This window comes from Cupriavidus sp. C2SS-8b (assembly GCF_057073745.1).
Genome location: NZ_CP172716.1, coordinates 3,068,793 through 3,085,252, shown reverse-complemented (window position 1 = coordinate 3,085,252; position 16,460 = coordinate 3,068,793). Strand labels below are relative to the sequence as shown.

Annotated in this window: 11 protein-coding genes; 8 read left to right on the top strand and 3 right to left on the bottom strand. The window is 62.2% G+C overall.

The genetic code is table 11. The features are described 5' to 3' along the window. Positions 1–2: 2 nt before the first annotated feature. From ACIGJB_RS14290 to ACIGJB_RS14255, 8 genes are all read left to right on the top strand, one after another. Complete coding sequence (locus ACIGJB_RS14290; protein ID WP_483730423.1) at positions 3–263, top strand: PP0621 family protein; 261 nt, start codon at positions 3–5, stop codon at positions 261–263. Next, a complete protein-coding gene (locus ACIGJB_RS14285; protein WP_483730422.1) occupies positions 260–2,347 on the top strand; it encodes a histidine kinase dimerization/phospho-acceptor domain-containing protein in 2,088 nt (695 codons plus the stop codon). Before ACIGJB_RS14290 ends, ACIGJB_RS14285 begins: the two co-directional genes overlap by 4 nt. 25 nt (positions 2,348–2,372) lie before the next feature. Further along, a complete protein-coding gene (locus ACIGJB_RS14280) occupies positions 2,373–3,986 on the top strand; it encodes a sigma-54-dependent transcriptional regulator (RefSeq protein ID WP_483730421.1) in 1,614 nt (537 codons plus the stop codon). After that, complete coding sequence (gene ampD, locus ACIGJB_RS14275; protein ID WP_483730420.1) at positions 3,983–4,594, top strand: 1,6-anhydro-N-acetylmuramyl-L-alanine amidase AmpD; 612 nt, start codon at positions 3,983–3,985, stop codon at positions 4,592–4,594. The genes ACIGJB_RS14280 and ampD overlap by 4 nt, the downstream gene beginning before the upstream one ends. A gap of 519 nt (positions 4,595–5,113) precedes the next feature. Then, positions 5,114–8,053, top strand: a complete 2,940-nt coding sequence (locus ACIGJB_RS14270; RefSeq protein ID WP_483730419.1) for a ribonucleoside-diphosphate reductase subunit alpha — start codon at positions 5,114–5,116, stop codon at positions 8,051–8,053. 141 nt (positions 8,054–8,194) lie between these two features. Further along, a complete protein-coding gene (locus ACIGJB_RS14265) occupies positions 8,195–9,382 on the top strand; it encodes a ribonucleotide-diphosphate reductase subunit beta (RefSeq protein ID WP_483730418.1) in 1,188 nt (395 codons plus the stop codon). Positions 9,383–9,863: 481 nt separating this feature from the next. Beyond that, positions 9,864–11,576: an RNA-directed DNA polymerase gene (locus tag ACIGJB_RS14260; RefSeq protein WP_483730417.1), complete on the top strand. Its 1,713-nt coding sequence runs from the start codon at positions 9,864–9,866 to the stop codon at positions 11,574–11,576. Between the two features lie 238 nt (positions 11,577–11,814). Further along, positions 11,815–12,738, top strand: coding sequence for a hypothetical protein (locus ACIGJB_RS14255; protein WP_483730416.1), 924 nt, complete (start codon positions 11,815–11,817; stop codon positions 12,736–12,738). Positions 12,739–12,979: 241 nt separating this feature from the next. Here the strand turns inward: ACIGJB_RS14255 and ACIGJB_RS14250 are convergent, their stop codons facing one another. The 3 genes from ACIGJB_RS14250 to ACIGJB_RS14240 form a co-directional block, all read right to left on the bottom strand. Next, positions 12,980–13,195 (bottom strand): SymE family type I addiction module toxin, encoded by a 216-nt coding sequence (locus tag ACIGJB_RS14250; protein ID WP_483730415.1) that lies wholly within the window; start codon positions 13,193–13,195, stop codon positions 12,980–12,982. Between the two features lie 307 nt (positions 13,196–13,502). Next, positions 13,503–15,068 carry a M81 family metallopeptidase gene (locus ACIGJB_RS14245; protein ID WP_483730414.1) on the bottom strand — a complete coding sequence of 522 codons (1,566 nt, stop codon included), beginning with the start codon at positions 15,066–15,068 and terminating at the stop codon, positions 13,503–13,505. 34 nt (positions 15,069–15,102) lie between these two features. Next, positions 15,103–16,422, bottom strand: a complete 1,320-nt coding sequence (locus ACIGJB_RS14240) for an MFS transporter (protein ID WP_483730413.1) — start codon at positions 16,420–16,422, stop codon at positions 15,103–15,105. Positions 16,423–16,460 lie beyond the last annotated feature (38 nt).

The window sequence follows — 16,460 nt, the reverse complement described above, 5'->3', positions numbered from 1 at the left end:
CCATGGCAAGAATCTTCATACTGCTGGCCGTGGTGCTGGGGGTCTTCTGGTGGCTGCGGTCGCGCGCCGAGGCCCGACATAACGAAGCCGCCCGCGCATCCCGCCCGGCCGACGCCCCGGACAACGGCAAGGGCAACCCCGAGGCCATGGTCCAGTGCGCCCACTGCGGCGTTCACCTGCCGGGCAGCGAAGCCATTGCCTGGCGCGGCCTGCACTATTGCCGGCGCAGCCACCTGCCGGACGACAGCGGCGACCGCGCATGATCACGGCGCGGCCGACGCATACCGCCCGGCTCGCCGCATGGCCCGGCTTCGCGCAACTGTGGCGCGCGCCCGAGCCGCCTGATTTCCACTGGCGCCTGCTGCGCTATTTCTGCTGGACCCGCATCGCCGTCGGCCTGCTGCTGCTGGCCTTCACCATCATGCAGCGCGGCGCGGAGTCGCACGGCGTGTCGCTCGTGCTGCCGTTCCAGCTCGCCTTGCCCGCCTACAAGACGGCGGCCATGCAGCTGGCCTTGCCCTACCTCGGCATCGCGCTGGCCATGCTGGCCGGCACGCTGTGGCGGCGGCGCTTCCACCTGCGCGTGCGGCTGCAAGTGTTGGCCGACCTGGCCATGCTCGGCCTGATCTACGAGGCTGTTGGCCGCAACGGCCATGCCGACGGGCTGGCGATGATCTTCCTGCTGCCGGCGCTCGAGGCCGGCGCGCTCACCAGCTTGCTTTTCGCGCTGTTTGCCGCCTCGGTCTCGGCCCTGGTGGTCATGGCGCACCCGTTCGCGCTGACCATCCTGCAACGCCAGGCGGATGGTGGTCTGCTCGGCTCCGGCCTGTACGGGCTGGTGTTCATGATCGCGGCGCTGCTGATGTACATGCTGGCGTACCGCCAGGTGGCGCAGGAAAAGCTGGCGCTGGCGCGCGAGCAGGAGTTGCGGCTGCAGCAGCTGGTCAATCGGCTCATGGTCAACGACATGCAGGACGGCGTGATGCTGGTGCGCGCCAACGGCATGGTGGTAGCGGCCAACCCCGCCGCCGTGGTGCTGCTGGGCGTGCAGCCGCATGAACGCGTGTATTCGCGCACCAGCCGCGACAATGTGGGCGTGGAGGGCGGCCAGGCTGTGCTGTTCGACCTGCGCCGCATCCCGCGCCTGCAGCCGCTCATGGAAATGCTGCGCGACTGGGTGCGCAGCAAGGACGACGTGCCGCGCATCCTGCAACTGCTGCCCATCGTCTCGCGCTCCGCTCCCCCGGGCGGCGGCAACCTGCACACGCGGCTGCGCCTGCGCTTTGTATTGCCGGGCCTGGCAGGGCTGCGCAATACCATCTCCAGCACCTCGACCCTGCCATCCAGCCTTGACACCGCCGCGTGGAACGAGCTGACGCCCGAGGTCGCGGCGCGCCTGCGCCTGGCCATCGCCCAGCAGGAAGCCATGGCCTGGTCCCCCGACGACGAGGCCCTGCTGCGCAGCGAGATGCGCGACACCGTGCTGGTCCATATCGAAAGCTGGGAGCGCATCGCCGAGCAGGTCCAGCAGGAAAAGCTCGCCGCCATGGGGCGGCTCGTGGCCAGCGTCGCGCACCAGATCCGCAATCCGCTGGCGGCCATCAGCCAGGCCAGCGAGCTGCTGGGCGACGGCGCGGGCATGGGCGGCGATGGCGGCGTGGAATCGGATGTCGATGCACGCCTGCTGCGCATCATCCATGACAACGTGCGGCGGCTGGACCAGGTCGTGTCCGACGTGCTGCAGCTGTCGCGCCGTCCGCGCACGGGCCGCAGCACCGCGCAGCTGGCGCAGGCGCTGCCCGAGATCGTCGAGCGCTGGCGCCTGGAGATGCGCTCTCGCCGGCCGCGCGCCGGCGACACGCGCCAGCCGGGCCGTGGCGAGATCAACCCGAATGCGGTCCGCCTCACGGTCGACGTGGCGCAGCCGGTGGTCTTCGACACCTCGCAGCTCCAGCAGGTGCTCGGCAACCTGCTCGACAACGCATGGCGCTACTGCAGCCGCCTGCCGGGCGCCATCCGCCTGCTCGCGCACGCGCTGGACCAGCACCATGCCGAGCTGATCGTCTGGAACGACGGCACCGAGATTCCGCGCGAACACCAGCGCAGCCTGTTCGAGCCGTTCTTCACCAGCAACGCGCAAGGCACCGGGCTGGGCCTGTTCATGGCGCGCGAGCTGTGCGGCGCCAACGACGCACAGGTCCGCTACGGCACCATCGCGCTGGATGACCTGCTCGCGCGCACCGGCCTGCTGGCTGCACCGCGCGATACACTGCCCGCCAAGGCCTTCGTGCTGACGCTGCGCATCGACACTGGCGATGCGATGCAGGCAGACACGCAGATCCATTGAATTTCCGCACCTGACACGCCACTCCATGCCACCCAGAACGCCCGGCCCTGACCCGATCCTCGTCATCGATGACGAGGCAGACCTGCGCGAGCTGCTGGATATTTCCATCCGCCGCATGGGGCATGACGTGGTGCTGGCCGGCTCGCTGGCCGAAGCGCGCGAAAAGCTCGCGCAGCGTCGCTACAGCCTGGTGCTGACCGACATGCGCCTGGGCGATGGGCTGGGCATCGAGATCGTGCGGCAGCTGTCGGCTTCCCCGGAACGCGTGCCCGTGGCCGTCATCACGGCCTACGGCAGCGCCGACAACGCCGTCGAAGCGCTCAAGGCCGGCGCGTTCGACTACATCGCCAAGCCGGTGTCGCTGGACCAGTTGCGCAGCCTGGTGATGAACGCGCTGGGCCGCCAGCAGGCGCGCGAAGACCAGGACGCCGCCGCCAGTGCCGATGCCAGCCTGGGCGCCGACCGCGCCGCCGCGCTGCTGCCCGGCCACTCGCCGGCCATGCAGGAGGTGCGTCGCTCGCTCTCGCGGCTGGCGCGCAGCATGGCGCCGGTGGTGATCAGCGGCGAGTCGGGCAGCGGCAAGGAGCGCGCCGCGCACGCCATCCACGCCACCAGCGCGCGCGCCGCGCATCCGTTCGTGGCGGTGAACTGCGGCGCCATCCCCGAAAACCTGATGGAGTCCGAGTTCTTCGGCCACGTCAAAGGCGCGTTCACCGGCGCCGACGGCGAGCGCGGCGGCTTCTTCCAGTCGGCCAACGGCGGCACGCTGCTGCTCGACGAGGTGGCCGACCTGCCGCTGGCCATGCAGGTCAAGCTGCTGCGCGCGCTGCAGGAGCGCCGCGTGCGCAAGATCGGCGCCACGCGCGAAGATGCTGTCGATGTGCGCGTGATGTGCGCGAGCCACAAGGATCTCGCCGCCATGGTCGCGGCTGGCCAGTTCCGGCAGGACTTGTACTACCGGCTCAATGTGCTCGAACTCCGCATGCCGACGCTGCGCGAGCGTGCCGAGGATATCCCCGTGCTTGCGCGCGCCATCCTCGAACACCTGGCTGTGCGCTATGGCGACCCCCGTCCGCGCCGCCTGTCGCAGGCCGCGCTGGAAAGGCTGGTGGCCTATCCGTTCCCGGGCAATGTGCGCGAGCTGGAAAACCTGCTCGAACGCGCCTACGCGTTTGCCGAGTCCGAAGATATCCAGGTGGCCGACCTGGGCCCGCTCGACGCCAATATGGAACGCGCGGCGCTGCGTGCGGCGCCGTCGCCACTGACCCCGTACACACCGTGGGCCGGCGGCGGGATGCCGGCGGGCATCGTGCCGGCCGAGCCCGCCCCGGTCCCCATGCCGATCGTGCCGCAGCAGACTGCAGCAACGCCGGAGGCGGAAGCCGTGGCCGTGGCTGAAGACGTGCCCGATGCCGCCGAGCGTGCCTGCCGCGGCGTGGCGTTTCCGATCGACCTGCAAGCCCGGCTCGAGAAGGTCGAGCGCGAGATCATCCTGCAGGCGCTGGCGCAGACCAGCTTTAACCGCACGGCCGCAGCGCCGCTGCTGGGCCTGAACCTGCGCCAGCTTCGCTATCGGATCCAGCAGCTTGGTATCCGCGACGGGCGGGACGAACGCGACGAAGGGGAGGGCACGGCATGACGTCTCCGGCGTGCGGCCCCGTCCCAGCCAGCTTCCTGCCGGACGCCGAAGGCTGGGTGCCGGCCGCGCGCCGCGTGCCATCGCCCAATTACGACGAGCGGCCCGCGGGCATGCCCGTCGACCTGGTGGTGCTGCACAACATCAGCCTGCCGCCAGGCCAGTTCGGCAGCGGCGATATCGAGGCCTTTTTCCAGAACCGGCTCGACCCGGACCGCCACCCGTTCTTCGCCACGATCCACGAGGTCCAGGTGTCCGCCCACTTTCTGGTTCGGCGTGATGGCGAACTCGTGCAATTCGTGCCGTGTGGCAAGCGCGCGTGGCACGCGGGGCTGTCCGACTTCTTCGGCCGCGGCCGCTGCAACGACTTCTCGGTCGGCATCGAGATCGAAGGCGCCGACGACCAGCCATTCACCGCCGCCCAGTACGCCACCACCGCCACCCTGGTAAAGGCCCTGCGCGCCACTTTGCCGGTGCAGGCGATTGCCGGCCACAGCGACATCGCCCCGGGCCGCAAGACCGACCCCGGACCGCACTTCGACTGGGACCGTTTCGCGCGTCTCGCCGACGTTCCGGAAAACCTGTTACCCTTCCGCCCCTCGCACAGTTAAGGTGCTTGCGGGGCCGCCGAGGGGCTGTCACAGCACCATGTCGGCGCGATGTCACATGCCAAATCCCCACGTCGGTGTGGGGCTATCGGACGCGCCGCCCGGATAAAAAAAATTTCCAAAAAATGTGCGTCTGCGCACGACTTGGCGCGAGCCCTTGTCGTAGCGCGGTTCCCGGGAATGTGGCGCTGCCGCACTTGTCATCCGGGTGTCGCAAGCACGCTTGTCAAGACTGGTCATCCGGATTTCTTTCACTATACTTAGCCCAGTTTTCCGCAGTGACCACTATATCTAGTAGTTGATCCGGGGAGCTGGCCTAGCAGTGAAGGGTTGCTGTCGCAGACGTGGCGATAGTGGTTGAAACCCTGATGTGGGGTCGGCGCATCATAAGAGTCCCTGGCGAAATGTTTAGCAAACGGCAGTCAGTCCCGTCACCTTCCATGAGCGGCAGGACACTTTCGCAGCCCATTTCGCCAGGGACTCTTTTGTCTCTTAAAACAGGCTAAAAACAGGAGTTCCTATATGCAAACGGCCCAGAACGAAATCACCACGGGCGCAGCGGGCGCCGCCGGTATTGCAGGTACCGCGCAGCAGGCCCCCGCCGCCCAAGCCGGCACGACGAACTACCAGGATTACAAGATCATCCGCCGCAACGGCGCCGTGGTGGCGTTCGAGCCGTCCAAGATCAACGTCGCCATGACCAAGGCCTTCCTCGCCGTGAACGGAGGGCAGGGGGCGGCCTCCGCCCGCGTGCGCGAGATCGTCGAGCAACTGACGCAGAACGTGGTGCGCGCACTGGTGCGCAGCCGCCCGAGCGGTGGCGCCATCCATATCGAAGACGTGCAGGACCACGTTGAGCTGGCCCTGATGCGCTCGGGCGAGCATGAAGTGGCCCGTTCCTACGTGCTGTACCGCGAAAAGCGCGCCCAGGAGCGCGCCAGCGCCAGCGCGCAGGCCGTGGCCCGCGTGCAGGAAGCCGGCATCCAGTTCAACGTGACTGACGGCGGCGTAACCAAGCCGCTGGACATCGTCGCGCTGCACGCCCTGCTCGACAACGCCTGCGCCGGCCTGGGCAAGGCCGTGAGCGCCGAGCCGATCCTGAAGGAAACGCTGAAGAACCTGTACGAAGGCGTGCCGATGACGCAGGTGTACGACTCCGCCATCCTGGCCGCGCGTACCCTGATCGAAAAGGACCCGGACTACAGCCAGGTCACCGCCCGTATCCTGCTGCACACCATCCGCAAGGAAATCCTGGGTGCCGAAGTGACGCAGGCCGAAATGACCACGCGTTACGCCGAGTACTTCCCGAAGTTCATCGCCCGCGGTATCGCCGCCGAGCTGCTGGACGAGAAGCTGGCCACCTTCGACCTGGCCCGCCTGGGCGCCGCGCTGGACGCAGGCCGCGATTTCCAGTTCAACTACCTGGGCCTGCAGACCCTGTATGACCGCTACTTCCTGCACATCGACGAGACTCGCATCGAGATGCCGCAGGCATTCTTCATGCGCGTCGCCATGGGCCTGGCCCTCAACGAAACCGACCGCGAAGCGCGCGCCATCGAGTTCTACCAGCTGCTGTCGTCGTTCGACTTCATGTCGTCCACGCCGACCCTGTTCAACTCGGGCACCCAGCGCTCGCAGCTGTCGTCGTGCTATCTGACCACGGTCTCGGACGACCTGGAAGGCATCTACGAAGCCCTGAAGGAAAACGCGCTGCTGTCCAAGTTTGCCGGCGGCCTGGGCAATGACTGGACCAACGTGCGCGCACTGGGCTCGCACATCAAGGGCACCAACGGCAAGAGCCAGGGCGTGGTCCCGTTCCTGAAGGTGGTGAACGACACCGCCGTGGCCGTGAACCAGGGCGGCAAGCGCAAGGGCGCGGTCTGCGCCTACCTGGAAACGTGGCACCTGGACATCGAAGAATTCCTGGAGCTGCGCAAGAACACCGGCGACGACCGCCGCCGCACGCACGACATGAACACGGCCAACTGGATTCCGGACCTGTTCATGAAGCGCGTGATGGAAAACGCCGACTGGACGCTGTTCTCGCCGTCGACCTGCCCGGACCTGCACGACAAGGTCGGCAAGGCGTTCGAGCAGGCCTACCTGGGCTACGAAGCCAAGGCAGCCGCCGGCGAACTGAAGCTGTTCAAGAAGGTGCCGGCCATGCAGCTCTGGCGCAAGATGCTGGGCATGCTGTTCGAAACCGGCCACCCGTGGATCACCTTCAAGGATCCTTGCAACATCCGCAGCCCGCAGCAGCACGTCGGCGTCGTCCACAGCTCCAACCTGTGCACGGAAATCACGCTGAACACCAACGACAGCGAAATCGCCGTGTGCAACCTGGGTTCGGTGAACCTGGTGGCCCACCTGGCCAAGCAGGCTGACGGCTCCTACGTGCTCGACCACGCCAAGCTGCAGAAGACCATCCGCACCGCCATGCGGATGCTGGACAACGTCATCGACATCAACTACTACGCTGTCGAGAAGGCCCGCAACTCCAACCTGCGCCACCGTCCGGTCGGCATGGGCATCATGGGCTTCCAGGACTGCCTGCACGTGCTGCGCACGCCGTACGCCAGTGACGCGGCGGTGAAGTTCGCCGACACCTCGATGGAAGCCGTGTGCTACTACGCCTACCAGGCCTCGACCGAGCTGGCCGAAGAGCGTGGCCGCTACGAGACTTACACCGGCTCGCTGTGGGACCGCGGCATCCTGCCGCAGGACTCGCTCAAGCTGCTGGCCGAAGAGCGCGGCGGCTACCTGGACGTGGACATGTCCAGCAGCATGGACTGGAGCGGCCTGCGTGCCCGCATCAAGCAGCACGGCATGCGCAACTCGAACTGCATCGCGATCGCGCCGACCGCCACGATCTCGAACATCATCGGCGTGTCCGCGTGCATCGAGCCGACGTTCCAGAACCTGTACGTCAAGTCGAACCTGTCGGGCGAGTTCACCGTGGTCAATGACTACCTGGTGCGCGACCTGAAGGAACGCGGCCTGTGGGACGAAGTGATGGTTGCCGACCTGAAGTACTTCGACGGCTCGCTGTCGCGCATCGACCGCATTCCGCAAGACCTGCGCGACATCTACGCCACCGCGTTCGAAGTCGAGCCGAGCTGGCTGGTCGAAGCCGCCAGCCGCCGCCAGAAGTGGATCGACCAGGCCCAGTCCCTGAACATCTACATGGCCGGCGCCTCGGGCAAGAAGCTGGACGACACCTACAAGCTGGCCTGGCTGCGCGGCCTGAAGACCACGTACTACCTGCGCACGATGGCTGCCACGCACGTGGAGAAGTCCACCGTGTCGCGCGGCTCGCTGAACGCGGTGTCGTCGGGTAGCGACAGCGGCTCCGGCCTGGACGCCGCAGCGGCATCGGCCCCGGCCATGCCGGAAGCCGAAGGCGCGGTCTGCACGATGCGCCCGGGCGATGCCGGGTTTGACGAGTGCGAAGCCTGCCAGTAAGCCTTACCTAACCCCTCGGTTTGCTCCCCTCTCCCGCTTGCGGGAGAGGGGCCGGGGGAGAGGGCCGGCGCAACCACGAAGTTGCACAAGTCAAAAATTGACCAACCGCCGCCCCCCAATCGAATCACGGAGAACCACATCATGCTGAGCTGGGACGACGACGTTCAAGCCACCCCGCAGGCCGCACCGCAGCCTGCCCTGCAACCCGCTGCATCGGCTCCTACCGCTGACCAGCAAGGCGTGCTGCCGTCGAGCGCCACGCAAGCCGGCATCCTGGGCAACAACCCCAACGCCGCCGCCGCGCAGAGCAACCGCCGCGTCAACGCCGCCGACAAGCGCGTGATCAACGGCTCGACCGACGTCAACCAGCTGGTCCCGTTCAAGTACAAGTGGGCGTGGGAAAAGTACCTGGCCGGCTGCGCCAACCACTGGATGCCGCAGGAAATCAACATGTCCCGCGACATCGCCCTGTGGAAAGACCCCAACGGCCTGACCGAGGACGAGCGCCGCATCATCAAGCGCAACCTGGGCTTCTTCGTCACGGCCGACTCGCTGGCCGCCAACAACATCGTGCTGGGCACCTACCGCCAGATCACCGCGCCGGAATGCCGCCAGTACCTGCTGCGCCAGGCCTTTGAAGAGGCCATCCACACGCACGCCTACCAGTACATCGTTGAATCGCTGGGCCTGAACGAAGCCGAGATCTTCAACGCGTACCACGAAGTGCAGTCGATCCGCGACAAGGACGAGTTCCTGATCCCGTTTATCGACACGCTGACGGATCCGTCGTTCAAGACCGGCACGCCGGAGAATGACCAGAAGTTGCTGAAGTCGCTGATCGTGTTTGCCTGCATCATGGAAGGGCTGTTCTTCTATGTGGGCTTTACGCAGATTCTGGCGATGGGGCGGCAGAACAAGATGACTGGGGCTGCGGAGCAGTATCAGTACATCCTGCGGGATGAGTCGCTGCACTGCAATTTTGGTATCGACCTGATTAATCAGATCAAGCTGGAGAATCCGCATCTGTGGACGGCTGAATTCAAGGCCGAGATCACCGAACTGTTCAAGAAGGCGGTGGATCTGGAGTATCGCTATGCCGAGGACACGATGCCGCGTGGGGTGCTGGGGCTGAATGCGCCGATGTTCAAGGGGTACCTGCGCTTCATTTGCAACCGCCGTTGCCAGCAGATTGGGTTGGATCAGCTGTTCCAGAATGAAGAGAATCCGTTCCCGTGGATGAGCGAGATGATCGATCTGAAGAAGGAGAGGAACTTCTTTGAGACGCGGGTTATTGAGTATCAGACGGGTGGGGCGTTGAGCTGGGATTGAGGAATCATCAAGCATCGTCGTCGTAGATTGATTGATGAAAAATGGGAGCCACTGGCTCCCATTTTTCTTGATATGGAGGCAGTCTCAAAGTCCAGGTGAACATCTTGGGACTGACATCCCACACTTCCGATCCCCGTGCAACTACTGCAGAACTTTGATCGTTGCGCGGGCGCCCCGCTTTGCCATCGGCTACGGTATGCCGTGACAAGAAAACAGACCTTGATTGGGTTACCATTTGGTTTCCATTGCATCAAGCGACCTGCCGAAAAATTCTAATGAGGCAGTATGAGAGCTTCCACTGTCGCGCAACTACAGCCGCAGAGTACCCGCGAAATGTTCGCCTCAGAAGGCATTGCCGGGTCATTTTGAATTGCACGCCAAAGGTGAGCCGGCTAATGCGATCTCGGAGTTGGGTCTTGAATGGCGTGAGTGCGATGCAGATATGTGAGGGGGAATACGGAAATGACTGAGAGTCGATAAAATGCGCGTAACCGAAGCACAGGTTAATCTTGCCTATCGGAAGCTGAAAAGCCTGGTCTACTATGACAAGACAGATCTCCGGTTGCGTGCAAGGCTCGCGGCTTTCGAGTGCGCCGAAGACTTCGAAGAGAAGCTTGCCTCCGTGTACAGGGTTGTAAATGCAGATCGGCCGTCGTCGGATCGCGAGTTTCGACGCTGGCTGAAAGGCATCGGATACCGACTGGCACCAAAAAAGCTCAAACCGGGGACACAAGACCGATCCGATGCTCAACCACAACAAGGACGGTTTATCACAAATGTGACAACCGCTGCGACCATCGACGTTGATAGGGTCAATTTTTTCTTCGATGGCCCTATTGAACTTCATCTTGTCGCCGTCCTTTGGATTATGCTGGAAGGGCGAATTTTGGATAATGCGCTAGGTGGGGAGTGCTGTGGGTCGCGATTATCAAGCCACCTCCATGATGCGGACGATGATTCTCTTGCGCTATTCACCAAGTATCACGAACAATATGCGCAATGGCGCGACACTGGTATTCGCAGGGCCAAGAAGCTGCTCATCGATGAGCAGCGCAATGTAGCGATCTTGGGTCTTGATTTGCAGGAATATTACTACAGGGTTAGCATCGATTTTGACGAAGTCGGTGCTGCCCTTGATGCAACCGGGGAACACCTATCGACGGATGATGCTGACCCCTATCCGTTGCTTCGCTGTATTCAGTCCATTAATGAGTCCTATAGGGCATGTATTGCACCGATCCTAAATCGCACACACCTGGGCATTGGTGATGATGTGGTCGGGCTTCCCATTGGGCTTTGCTCGTCCCTAGTCCTCGCCAACTGGTATTTGCTAGGCTTTGATTCAGCGGTGCTGAAGAGAGTTCGTCCTGCCTATTATGGTCGATACGTTGATGATATTCTGCTCGTGGTCCCACTTCCCTCTGATCCGTCTGCTAAAAATGAGAATCCGGTAGCTGCATTCATTGCATCTCTATTGGTTAAGACTGATATTCTTCATGATGCAGGCGGTGGAACATTTGAGATTAGTGCGCGACCAGGTCTTCTGTTGCAGCAGTCCAAATGCATTCTGCAATATTTCGATGCACGTCATTCAATAGCGGGATTAGAAAAGTTTCAGAAGCAACTGGAACAAAACGGCAGCGACTTTTTGCTTCTCCCGGTCGATGAAGCCGACAACTCTATGGAGGACGTCGCTTACGAACTACTTTATGAGGGGTCGACAAACAAGTTCAGAAGTGTCAAGGGGGTCTCTGAAAATCGATATGAACTAGCGAAGCACCTTGCCAGGCAGACCATCCTCCACCTGATGACAGATGATCCACCCGACCGGAAGGTCAGCCGGGGCCTGCAGAAATTCTTCAAGGGGCGCAGTGCAATCGAGTTTTTTGACTTGTGGGAGCGCGTGCTTACTCTGCTAGGTATCGCGAATGACAAGATCACGCTTCGGGCTTTCAGCAAGCAGCTCAAATCCGAGATCGCACGTGTGCGCGCCGAGGATGCAGCGGTAACGCAACAACTCGTTGCAGATCTCAAGGTCCACTTTCAACTTTCGCTCGCTATGGCGGATGCGGTCTGTGCAGAGGATGTGGGACTTTCTGACCTTGTGGACGGCATCCATTCAGGAACGTTACGGCGCGCAAATCTCTTGCGGCACCATTTTGTTCGTAGACCACTGCTGAATTTCACGACCTAACGGGACCATTGAGCGATCGAGCGACAAAGTTGTCAGTGAAGATGGACCGGCGCAAAGTTGAATACTCTCCGAGGTTTGTCAACTTCGACGAGTGCATGCTGCTTGCGTACAGCGGTGTCCTCCGGCTCGGAACCAAAACAGCCTTTGATGCGGCATCGGATATCTTCATGGCTATCAATCGACATCCGGTTGTCGGTGTAGAGTGGTCCGCACCAGTAGACCTTGAGGAATGAGCAACGTGCCAAAGTACGATGTGGTCGCCGTGGGATCGGGAGCTGCCGATCTTCACGGCAGCATTCAAGTCGCGCTGGCAAACATTTCTGTCAGTGCAGCAAATATCGAGTCCAGTTACCTAGGCCGACCAAATCTCAGCCGAGATCGACTGAAGGAACTTACGAGTCTTCTAAACGAGATTTCACTCTATCGGGGCAAGGACAATCGGCGGATTGATCTCGTTGTTTTTCCAGAGGTAAGCGTTCCACACGACTGGGAGCCGATATTGGTCGCGTGGGCGCGTAGACATCGGATCGGCGTCGTTTGTGGCCTCGAACATCAGATCAACGCGCGAGGACAAGCCTTAAATGAGGTTCTGGCGGCACTACCTTATCAAGCAGGATCAGGGCACTGGGTGTGCGTGCCTATCCGCCGCCTGAAGCGCTTCTACTCACCCGAAGAAGAGTTCATTCTCATTAATGAAGGGCTCAAGGTGCCGGCCAAGAAAGTTCCGTTCCATCTCTTCAGATGGCGAGGCGCGAGCTTCGCTATATACAACTGCTTTGAGTTGGCATCGATTGAAGATCGATCGATATTTAAGGGAAAAGTGGACTTCATCGTTGCCTCCGAGTTCAATCGGGACATCAACTATTTCTCGAACGTCGTCGAGTCAGCAGCTCGGGATCTCCACTGTTATGTGATTCAGGTGAACGATTCATCCTTCGGCGATTCCAGGGTGGTCAGCCCCTCTAGGTCGGAAATGATGAACCCGCTCCGAATCAAGGGGGGAGACAATCTGGCTTTTTTGACAATGAGTCTGAACTTGGCATCCTTAAGGACACATCAGCGTAAAGGCTACGGCTTACAGAAGGAGTCGAAAGAGTTCAAGCCGACGCCGCCTGGCTTTCCTCTCGATGAAGTCCATGTGCGCATTAACCTCGGCAAGTAGGACAAGCAGAACGTGGCAGGTAGGGCTCGCCGGCCGGCAATGGATGTTCGGCGGCAAGCCTCCTACGAGGGCTACTAATGCTGGCCGAGATCGAATCGGACTGCCGCAAGTCGCCTGTGTATTCAACCGGTCGATGCCACACTTCCACTGCTCACGCAGTCGTTAGTGTGCTTCATCGACCGGTTGAATCCGCAGTTGTGGGCGGCCGTTCGCCCGCGCAAGCCGGCTAGGCCCCTTCCCTCTACACCACCCAAATGACAACCCGTTTGCGTTGCACTTTGACCTTCAGCAATTGTCCGACGTTGAATCCAGCCTTTTCCAACCAAACACCACGCAGTCGAATCCAAGGAACCGCCCGCAGGCCGGTAAAGCCATTACTGCTGCCCGGGACGACGGGAAAGTAGGTGCGGCTAACCTTAACAGTGCGAATGGGCGCCGGCGAGTTTCGTTTCGTCATGACAATCCTTGCGAAGATTGTTAAATTCGCCCCTGTTCAGAGGGCGGCCAGGTACGTGAACACCGCTCGCAAACGGCCCGCATGTTTTCCCTTTCGGGTCTTGTATCGATGCGCGCTACCCGGCCTTAGCGGAAGCTATGGACGAATAAACACCGCAGTCTGTCGGGTGCGGTGAGGCCGTTGCGAGTGGTGTGTTCAGCACCAATCACAAGGCTAACGAACGTTGATACTCCCGCCAATGAGACAGCTCTGCATTGTGTTACCGCAACCGAGCAGAGAAAGAGGAGGGATCGGATCTATTTCAAACTCATCTTTCGTCCGGTCCATTGATGAGCAGATTATGCGCACTACAGGAGGCCTCGGCGCTGGCCCCGAACTGCACCTCGTCACACAAGGGCCAATACTTGCCAACCAACCTATCACGCGGAAACGACGCAATCGCCGCCGTACTCAAGCCTTCACTGTCGACAGAAATGACTTGCTTAGCCACCGTCCGATAGCTGGCGCGGAAATGGTTGGCTCCTTTGATTGCAACGAGTTTGTACCCAGTAACGTCTACTCCATGCAGCACAAACGGCTCGACATCAAAGATCTGCTCCGCGCGCGAAGCCACGATGACATCGACACTCTGGATGATCAGCCGACACATCGCGCCTAGGTCGAAGCGAACACCTTCGAACATCGAGCCAGGACGATTCACGAAACGCCCATCCGTGATGCATTTCACATAGGCATCAGCCTCGATCGGAGCGCCCTGGAAGCGGCCTTGCTTGCCACCCAGCGAAACCCTGATCGTCGCGCCGACACCCGCGCGCTGTGCCTGTGCAACCACGGCAGCGTCGTTGATCGACGCGAAACAGCACGTGCCCGCGGCTGGATCGGCGTCCAGCAACGCGCGAAGCAAATGCGTGCCGTCCCCGGGTGTGCCGCCCCCCGGATTGTCTGCGTACTCGTTGACAACGACAGGCCCCTCCGCCGCCGCCAGAGCAAGAGCGACACCCTGTGCGGGCGACGGAAACGCCGGCCGAAACTCCTCCCGATGCGACCAAATCCATTGCGCCACTTCATCCACGCAACGTTGCGCGAGCGCGGCGTCTCCGGTAGTGGTGCACACAACCGCCGGGCAGGGCGCCGCAATATCCGCATAGGGAAACCCGTGGAACCACGAGCAGTCGATTACCCCCGGCTGTGCGGCCAGCTTCCGGCAAACCTCGTTGACCTCCGCCGGAATGAACCCGTCTTGCGTCGTCACGATATACGGCAGCATCGGTAACCGTCGCACCGCGGTAACCGGCGTGAGCCTTCCCCGAACCATCTCAAGCAGCAGCTCGACAGCTTCGACGCCGCGGTCATGGAAGTCGGTATGCGGGTACAGCTTGCACGGCAACGTCAGGTCGCAAGCGTCGCGCATCGCGTCCGTCAGATTGCCGTGCAGATCGTAGACCGCAGCAATCGGGACACCTGGCCCGACCAGCGCACGAACGGCAAGCGCCAGATCGCCTTCGATGTCCTCGGTGCCGTCGGCGACACCGGCGCCATGCAGGGCCAGCAGCACGCCGTCAACCGGCAGCACAGCGCGAATGCCGTCGAGGATCTCTTGCTTCATGGCGGCATACGCGCCGGCTTCGATCGTGCCCGACGGCGTTGCCTGCCCGACATAGGTGGGAACGAGCGTGGCGCCGGTCCTGCGGGCGCCTTCGATAAAGCCGCCCACCTGATGATTCGATTTGTCGAACGCCGCCAGGATCTCGTCGCCCCGATACTGCTCGAACGCGCGCAGCGGCGTCATGCCCGCGAATTCGGCTGCGTACGTGTTGGTCTCGTGGATGAGTCCGGCAACGGCCAGGCGGACGGGCAATTGGTCTGAAGTCACGGGAATGCCTCCGGGAGGTGTGGGTCGCGCGCGATCAGCGATTGACCTTCTTTGGATCAAAGCTTAGGGCGATCAGGGCGCTGCCGACAAGCGCGCCGGCGATGATAAAGATGGCCGGCGCGGTGCTGTGGTACATATCGCGGATCCAGCCGATCAGGTACGGGCTGACGAAGCCGCCAAGGTTCGCCAGGCTGTTGATCGCCCCGATGCAGGCCGCGGCCGTCGCCCCGCCGAGGAAGGCCGTCGGCAACGTCCACATAATCGGCGAGAAGCTGATGATCCCCGCCGCCGCGATCGACAGCGAGATCACGGCGAGCACGAGATTCTGTCCCGCGAACACGCTCGCCACGAGCCCGAACGCGCCCACCAGCATGATGCCGGCAAGGTGCCAGCGTCGCTCTCCATGCCGATCCGAACTCCGCCCCACCAACACCATGGCCACCACGGCGACGCAATAGGGAATCGCGCTGAGCAGCCCGATCTGCACACCACTGACCGCCCCGGCGTCCCGGATCAGCGTGGGCAGGTAGAAGCCGAGTGTGTACAACGCCATCATCGCCGGAAACGTCATCAGGATGATCTTGCAGATTCGCATATCGCGCAGGATGCCGGTCAGCGGCATGTGCTCGCGGCCATGATCATCCTGCGCGATATCGTTCTCGATCAACTGGCGTTGCGCCGGTGACAGCCATTTGGCGTCCTTGACTCGATCTGTCAGGATCCACAGCACGCCGATGGCCAGCGGAATCGTCGGCAGGGCTTCGAGCACAAATACCCATTGCCAGCCGGCGTGACCGCCGACCAGGTGAAAGCGCTCCAGGATCCAGCCCGACAAAGGGCTGCCGAGCAAGCCGGCGATGGGAATTCCCGCCTGAAAGATGGCCGTCACCTTGGCGCGGCGCCGATTCGGAAACCAGTACGTCAGGTAGAGGATCACGCCGGGATAGAAGCCGGCCTCGGCGACGCCGAGCAGGAAGCGCACCGTGTAGAACTGCCCCGGTGTCGTGACAAATGCCATGACGCCCGAGAGCAGGCCCCAGGAGATCATGATCCGGGCAATCCAGCGCCGCGCGCCGACACGATGCATGATGAGGTTGCTCGGTACCTCGAACAGCATGTAGCCGATAAAGAACAGCCCTGCACCGAGCCCATACGCTGCCTCGCTGAATTGCAAGTCGGCCAGCATGTTGAGCTTGGCGATGCCGATGTTCACGCGATCGAGATACGCGACGACGTAGCACAGCATCAGGAACGGGATAAAGCGCAGGGCGACCTTGCGGTAGGTGGCGTCTTCGAATGCGTAAGTGTTGGGCCGCCCCTGAGCATCGGGCGAAAGCGTAGCGTGCTGCTCCATGAAAGTGTCTCCTTCTATTGTTTTGGGGGCGACGACGA